Origin of the sequence: Dorea sp. BIOML-A1 (assembly GCF_009875615.1) — a bacterium.
GTDB lineage: Bacteria > Bacillota > Clostridia > Lachnospirales > Lachnospiraceae > Dorea_A > Dorea_A amylophila.
In genome coordinates this window covers 60,616-68,128 of the sequence record NZ_WWSA01000014.1, presented here as the reverse complement: position 1 = coordinate 68,128, position 7,513 = coordinate 60,616, and the positions used below count along the sequence as shown (strand labels likewise).

6 protein-coding genes are annotated in these 7,513 nt (G+C 43.0%); 1 reads left to right on the top strand and 5 read right to left on the bottom strand.

Annotated features, from left to right (window positions below; genetic code table 11):
* Window positions 1-77 precede the first annotated feature (77 nt).
* From GT508_RS07495 to GT508_RS07485, 3 genes are all read right to left on the bottom strand, one after another.
* Window positions 78-2,003, bottom strand: coding sequence for an NAD(+) synthase (locus tag GT508_RS07495; RefSeq protein ID WP_161143909.1), 1,926 nt, complete (start codon window positions 2,001-2,003; stop codon window positions 78-80).
* An 11-nt stretch (window positions 2,004-2,014) separates the two neighbouring features.
* Window positions 2,015-2,893 (bottom strand): Hsp33 family molecular chaperone HslO, encoded by an 879-nt coding sequence (hslO, locus tag GT508_RS07490; RefSeq protein ID WP_028086666.1) that lies wholly within the window; start codon window positions 2,891-2,893, stop codon window positions 2,015-2,017.
* Window positions 2,894-2,955: 62 nt separating this feature from the next.
* Window positions 2,956-3,714: a class I SAM-dependent DNA methyltransferase gene (locus GT508_RS07485; RefSeq protein WP_118378531.1), complete on the bottom strand. Its 759-nt coding sequence runs from the start codon at window positions 3,712-3,714 to the stop codon at window positions 2,956-2,958.
* A gap of 232 nt (window positions 3,715-3,946) precedes the next feature.
* Between GT508_RS07485 and GT508_RS07480 the strand changes: the two genes are divergently transcribed.
* On the top strand, window positions 3,947-4,549 hold the full coding sequence (locus GT508_RS07480) for a TetR/AcrR family transcriptional regulator (protein ID WP_161143908.1): 603 nt from the start codon (window positions 3,947-3,949) through the stop codon (window positions 4,547-4,549).
* Between the two features lie 32 nt (window positions 4,550-4,581).
* On the opposite strand, the gene GT508_RS07475 is transcribed toward GT508_RS07480, so the two are convergent.
* Window positions 4,582-5,736, bottom strand: coding sequence for an alanyl-tRNA editing protein (locus GT508_RS07475; RefSeq protein ID WP_161143907.1), 1,155 nt, complete (start codon window positions 5,734-5,736; stop codon window positions 4,582-4,584).
* 5 nt (window positions 5,737-5,741) lie between these two features.
* Window positions 5,742-7,508 (bottom strand): arginine--tRNA ligase, encoded by a 1,767-nt coding sequence (gene argS, locus GT508_RS07470; RefSeq protein WP_138376254.1) that lies wholly within the window; start codon window positions 7,506-7,508, stop codon window positions 5,742-5,744.
* Window positions 7,509-7,513 lie beyond the last annotated feature (5 nt).

Sequence of the window (7,513 nt, the reverse complement as noted above, 5' to 3'; positions counted from 1 at the left end):
GACGGAACCTGAACAGGAACGGCTTCCTACTTTTTATGCAGGTCCGGGTCGTCGTGCCTTTCTGAATTAAATCCCAATTACATTCCTACCGGCTTCGCCTTCTCCAGATCTCTCAGCCATACTTCCGCGCATGCATCACTCGGCATTCTCCAGTCGCCTCTTGGAGACAGTGCCACAGTTCCTACCTTTGGTCCGTCCGGCAGACAGGAGCGTTTAAACTGCTGGATGAAGAATCGTCTGCAGAACGTATATAACCATTTGTAAATGGTTGCATCATCATATTCACCGTCAAATGCATATCTCGCAATACGGTATATCTTACCCGGTTCATAACTGAATCTCAGCAGATAATACAAGAAGAAGTCATGCAGCTCATACGGCCCGACCAGATCCTCTGTCTTTTGGGCAATCTCACCGTCTTTTGGCGGAAGAAGTTCCGGACTCACCGGTGTGTCCAGTACATCATACAAGACATCTTTTAATTCCTGGTCTTTACAGGTATCCGCATAATAATGGACCAGATGGCGTACCAGTGTCTTTGGAACCGACGCATTGACTCCATACATAGACATATGGTCTCCGTTATAAGTCGCCCATCCAAGAGCAAGTTCAGACATATCTCCTGTACCAATTACAATTCCACCGGTCTGATTGGCAACATCCATCAGTACCTGTGTTCTTTCTCTTGCCTGGGAATTTTCATAGGTTACACTGTGATCTTCCGGATCATGTCCGATATCTTTAAAATGCTGCTCTACTGCTGCCCCCACCGGAATCTCACGCAGTGTTGCTCCCAGTTTCAGTGACATCTTACATGCATTCTGATAAGTTCTGTCCGTTGTTCCAAAACATGGCATTGTTACCGCTGTAATTCCACTGCGGTCCATTCCAAGTGCATCAAATGCCTTTGCGGACACAAGAAGCGCAAGTGTAGAATCCAGTCCGCCGGAGATTCCGACAACCGCACTCTTTGCATGTGCATGTGCAAGACGTTTCTTCAATCCCATTGCCTGAATTGTCAGAATCTCTTCACAACGTAAATTTCTCTCTGCCATCACACTTGGAACAAACGGTCTGGAAGCAAATTTTCTGGTAAGTTCCGTCTCTTCCACATGGATTGAAAATGGAATACGGATCAGCATTCTTTCTTTTTCTGTCTGGAATGTTGTATTCTTACGTCGCTCGCTTAACAGGCGCTTCACATCCAATTCTGTATAAATCACTTCATTTGCGAAGCGATCACTCGACACAAGTGTTGTTCCGTTCTCCGCAATAATATTATGTCCTCCGAATACCAGATCTGTCGTAGACTCTCCCTCTCCGGCATTGGCATAAATGTATCCGCAGATCAGTCTCGCTGACTGTCCCTCGATCAGGCTTTCACGATAAGATGCTTTACCGATCGTCTCATCACTTGCGGAACAGTTTACGATCACAGTTGCTCCTTCTCTTGCTGCAAGTGTACTTGGCGGAACCGGCGACCACACGTCTTCACAGATTTCTGCGGAGATTACCAATTCTTCCATCTGATCTGCCACGAATAAAAGCTGTGGTCCGAACGGGATCTGCTTTCCATCCAATGTGATCCATCTCGCCTTATCCGGTCCCGGACGGAACTGCCGCATTTCATAAAACTCCCCATAATTCGGGAGAAATGTCTTCGTCGTAAGGCCGAGGATCTCACCATGATTCAAAGCTGCTGCGACATTATAAAGTTCTCCATCTATGGCAAGCGGAACCCCGATAAATATAATCGCGTCCTTCTCTTTTGTATATTCGGCTATTTTAAACAGTGCTTCTTTCGATTCCTTTAACAAAATGTCCTGCGTAAAAAGATCACTGCAGGTATATCCCGTTACACATAATTCCGGAAATACGATAACTTTTGCTCCTTTTGCAACAGTCTCATCAATCATCTTACAGATATTTTGTGTATTATAGGCAACATCCGCCACACGGATATCCGGAGTTACTGCTGCCACTTTTACAAACCCGTCTTTCATGACTTTTCTCCTTATCGTTTACAGCGTTTTAAGATATCTTTCAACTCTTCTACGCTGTATTTATATGCCGTATTACAGAAATGACATTTTACTTCTATATCCTGACCGTCATCTATCATATCCTGGATTTCTTTCTTTCCGACACTAATCACAGCCTTTTCTACTCTTTCTTTTGAGCAATTACAATAGAATTTTGTCGGCATTGTACTTGTAATTTCAAGTCCGAGATTTCCAAGCAGGATTTCCAGGATCTGCTCTGGTGTTTCACCTTTTTTCAGATGATCCGTTACAGATGTGATATTCTTCAGATTTTCCTCAATCTGACTGATCGTCTCTTCCTTTGCAAATGGCATCATCTGGATAATGAAGCCTCCTGCACATGCCACTGTATTATCTTTATCCATCAGCACCCCAAGTCCTACCGAAGATGGCACCTGCTCTGAATTGGCAAAATAGTACGTCAGATCTTCCGCAATTTCACTGGATACCAGAATGGTCTGTCCGGAGTATGGCTCTTTGAGTCCCATATCTTTGATAACCTGGAGAAGCCCGATTCCAACAGCACCGCCTACATCCAGCTTTCCATTCTTTGGCGGCAGCATGACATCCGGATGATTTACATAACCTTTCACATCTCCCTTGCTGTCCGCAGTAACTGTAATCCCGCCAAGCGGTCCGTCTCCTCTTACCTGAAGTGTCAGCATATCTGTATCATTCTTCATCATACTTCCCATCATAGCTCCTGCAGTAAGAAGTCTTCCCAGTGCTGCGGTTGCCACCGGGCTGGTATTATGATGTTCTCTGGCCGCTTCCACAAGTTCTTTTGTTGTTGCAGCAAACGCTCTTACCTGGCCGTCTGCTGCGGTTGCTCTTACGATATAGTCGTTCATATATATTCCTTTCCTTCTTCTGTTTTTCTATTTTTATTCCGCTGAGTTACTTCTCATCTCTATTATTTACCATGCTCTCTTGCGATCACAGTGATCCGTTCACTCGTATGCATCGGTGCTTTCTTTGTATACGCATCATAAGCTGCAACGAATTTCAGACCCGCTTTTTCAATTAGTCCTCTGATTTCTCTGAGTGTATATGCTTTCTGGAAATGACTCTCCTGATACTTTCTGTACAGTGCTTCCTCTTCATCCTCGCGGACAAATAATGTCAGTTCGTATTCATTGATCATCGATGTATGGTTATAATAATTTTCCCAGATAAAGCTGCACTCATCCCTATCTTCTGCGATTACCTGATTACCCAGAATTTCTCTGTACTTATATTCTGTATTAAAATCAAAGATAAAGATTCCCTGCGGGTCCAGATAATTATTGACCAAGCAGAATACTTCCTGCAATTCATTTTTATCTGTCACATAATTTACACAGTCACATACACTGACAATAGCTCTCACTGTTCCATATAATTCAAACTCCTGCATATTCTGTAACAGATAGAGGATATCATGTCCGCTCTCGATACGCTTCTCCATTGCGATTTCCAGCATGTCTTCGGAATTATCCACCCCGATCATATCATATCCTTTTTCTGCCAGTAGTTCCGTCATGCTTCCGGTTCCGCATCCCAGTTCCAGAACCAGCCCGTCTCTTATTCCATATTCTTTTAATCTGTCTTCCAGATAATCTGCCCATTCCTCATATGGCACATTATCCATGAATGTATCATAGACCTCGGCAAAACTTGTATATGCCTCCATCTCTTCCTCCTTATAAATCCTTGCATATTTAACATTTCTATTATATCTGCTATCAGTAAAAAAGGCAACGCAGAAAATATGACCATTAGTCAATTTAATTTTGACTTCTTATCTTTTTTTTGTTATACTTATATTATTGAATATATTATTTCAATATCTTGTTCAAATGAATTTTATATAACGAACCAAGAACTGTAGATCTGTAAATTTTAAGAAGGAAGTCTGATTACTCATGGGAAGAGTCGAAGAAAACAAAAAGAAAAAAAAAGAGGCGCTCTTTCGCACCGCATATGAATTATTTACCACAAAAGGAATTAATTCAACCGCCATTTCCGACATTGTTGAAAAGGCCGGTGTAGCGAAAGGAACGTTCTATTTATATTTTAAAGACAAATATGATATTAAAAACAAGCTGATCGCACATAAAACAAAAGAACTGTTTGATCATGCTGCCGTTGCACTGGAAAATTCCGGCATCACCGGTCTGGAAGAGCAGCTTGTCTTTATTATCGATGACATCATTAATATTCTGGTCAACAACAAGCCATTGCTGAATTTCATTTCTAAAAATCTTGTAATGGGTGCCTTAAAGTCTGCTTTCTGGTCAGATGAAGAAGCCGACAAGATCTTTTATGAAAGATATCTTGAACTGGTAGAAGCCGACACCTATAATTATAAAGATATTGACATCATGTTGTTCACGATCCTCGAACTGGCCGGTTCTACCGGATATAATTCTATTCTCTTTGAAGAGCCTGTATCTATCGAAGCGTACAAGCCTTTCCTGTACCGTACGGTCCGCCTGATCATCCGGAGTCACCGCGAAGAAGCTTAAAGCTTCTTCCGGCTACAGGACTTGTCATCCGTCTACTGATACCGTGCAATTATTTCTTTCACGGCGTCTTCTGTTCCTTTCACAGAACCCTGGACCATCTCCGGCTTTCCGCCGCCGCGTCCTTCTAATGTACTGTTTAACGTTTTACTGATTGAACGGACATCTTCACTTCTGCTTCCGATCACATAGCGATACCCCTCCTCGTCCGTTCCTGCAAATACCGCGCAGATGACTGCCCCTTTATCCAGCAGTTGGTTCATCATCTCTCTCGGAAGATTTCCCGATAAAGATCCGTCAAATACAGTCACAATCTTCTCATCCACCGGTATCTCTGCCACACAAAACTTCAGAAGTTTCTGCTGCAGTTCTGCAATCTGACTCTTCATACGTGTCTGCTCACTCTTCAGTCTGCCGACCGCTTCTGCCACTTCATATTCTTTCGCACACAACATGGTTGAAATTTCTTTTGTCATGGCATCCTTTTTCTCATAGTCTCTCATGGCACGTCTTCCGCAAAGCATCGTAATGCGTTCACCGCCTTTATAACTTACCATGCTTACCAGTTTGACAGCTCCGATCTCACCGGTTGTCTTCACGTGCGGAGCACAGCATGCACATACATCATATCCCGGAATCTTCACGATACGAACCTGACCTTCAATCTCGATCTTACTGCGGTAATCCATATCTTTCAATTCCTCTTTGGATGGATACAGAACCTCAACTTCCAGATTCCGATATACTGCTTCATTAGCTGCTATCTCGATTTCTTTCAGCTGCGCTTTACTGATCGGTCCGTCAAAATCCATGGTACAATAGTCGGCTCCCAGATGGAAACCGACATTATTATAGCCAAATCTTTCATGCACAATACCGGACACTATATGTTCTCCTGTATGCTGCTGCATCTTCTCAAAGCGTTCTTTCCAGTTGATCTTACCGGATACTATACTTCCCACTTCCAATGGTGCTGTCACAGAATGAAAGATCACATCATTTTTTTCGTGCACATCGGTAACTTCTGTATTGCCGAGAATGCCCGTGTCGGCATACTGACCGCCGCCTTCCGGGAAGAATGCTGTCTGATCCAGCACCACACAGAAACCATCCTTCGCTTCTTCACAGGAAATTACTTTTGCTGTAAATTCGGTTCTGTGACTGTCCTCATAAAATAATTTCTCTGTCATTTTTCCTACATCCTCTCCGGTGCTTCAAATCCAAGTACGTCGATACAAGCTTCCAGTACATCCTTCGTCACTTTCAGAAGCGCAATATAACTCTTTTGTTTTCCGGCATCTTCTTCTGCCAGAATCTTTGTCTCATGATAAAAACGATTGAATGCATTGGCAAGATCATAAATGTATGCACAGATCTTATGCGGTGCAAGATCCTGGAATGCATTCGCCATCACATCATTATATTTTGCAGCTTCCAGCATCAGAGCTTTTTCACAATCCGCATATGCTTCCTGTACTTTCAGTCCATCCAGGCTATTTCCCTGTGACTGGTATTTATTCAGGATCGATTTGATACGTACAATTGTATACAGAATGTACGGACCGGTATTTCCTTCAAAGGAAGTAAATCTGTCTACGTCAAATACATAATCTTTTGATGCCTGGTTTGACAGATCTCCGTATTTAATTGCTGCCATTCCGATGAGTTTTGCTGTCTGTTTTGCTTCTTCTCCCTCGATAGAATGATTTTCAGAGATTTTCTCATACATCTTCTCTGTAATCTCTGAGATCAGTGTCTCCAGACGCATTACCCCGCCTTCTCTTGTCTTGAACGGCTTGCCATCTTTTCCATTCATGGTACCGAAACCTAAGAATTTCAGTTCTGTTTCCGCAGGAACGATTCCTGTCTTCTTTGCAGCACGGAACACCTGTGTAAAATGCAGTTCCTGACGCTTATCCACCACATAGGCAACCTTATCCGGATGATAATCCTGTACACGTTGTACCAGTGTGGCAAGGTCTGTTGTTCCATAAAGAGATGCCCCGTCTGATTTCTGGATCATGCAAGGAGGAATCTCTTTGGTATCTGTCTCTTCCTGCACATCAATCACCAGTGCTCCCTGGTCTTCATGTGCAAATCCTTCTTTCTTCAATCTCTCGATCATATCCGGGATGTATGCCTGAGCATCAGACTCCCCTTTCCAGAGATCAAAACTTACATTCAGATTCGCATAATTTTTCTTAAGATCAGATACCGATACACGAATGATATGATTCCAGATCGCACGATATCCTTTATGCCCGTTCTGTAACAGATACGTCGCATGCAATGCATTCTCCCTGTATGTCTCATCTTCTTTTGCCTTACCGCTTGCTGTCGGATAGATTTCTTCCAGTTCGCTGATTGTAAATGGAGCCTCTTTTGGATATTCACCTTCAAACGCTTCATCAAAATATGGCAATTCCGGCTTTCTTTCTTTCAATTCAGTGATGATCAGCCCCATCTGATATCCCCAGTCTCCAAGATGGATATCGCCAAGAACTTCATGCCCCATCTTTCTTGAGATGCGCTTTACGCTTTCTCCGATGATCGCCGAACGGAGATGTCCTACATGCAACGGCTTTGCCACATTTGGTCCGCCATAATCCAGCACGATCATCTCCGGATGTTCTGTCTTCTCGATTCCGAGATTATCCGTCTCTTCCATCTGATTCAGATAATCTGCAACAAATGACTTTTTCAGTCTGATATTGATAAATCCAGGTTTTACAACCTCTACTTCTTCCATACATGCACTGTCTTCTAATAGGGCAACGACATCCTCTGCGATCATGAACGGTGCTTTTTTGTAAGCTTTTGCTCCTGCCATCGCTCCATTACACTGGTATTCGCAGAGATCCGGACGGTTTGACAGTGTTACTTTTCCATACGTTCTGTCATAACCTGCCTTTTCGAATGCTTCTGAAAGTTCTTCTGCAATATAATCAATGATTTTCTTCACTTCAT

Bases quoted from the DNA above. Each gene is read 5' to 3' on its own strand.
- GT508_RS07495 (WP_161143909.1), bottom strand. From the start codon at position 2,003: ATGAAAGACGGGTTTGTAAAAGTGGCAGCAGTAACTCCGGATATCCGT.
- GT508_RS07485 (WP_118378531.1), bottom strand. From the start codon at position 3,714: ATGGAGGCATATACAAGTTTTGCCGAGGTCTATGATACATTCATGGAT.
- GT508_RS07480 (WP_161143908.1), top strand. From the start codon at position 3,947: ATGGGAAGAGTCGAAGAAAACAAAAAGAAAAAAAAAGAGGCGCTCTTT.
- GT508_RS07475 (WP_161143907.1), bottom strand. From the start codon at position 5,736: ATGACAGAGAAATTATTTTATGAGGACAGTCACAGAACCGAATTTACA.
- hslO (WP_028086666.1), bottom strand. From the start codon at position 2,893: ATGAACGACTATATCGTAAGAGCAACCGCAGCAGACGGCCAGGTAAGA.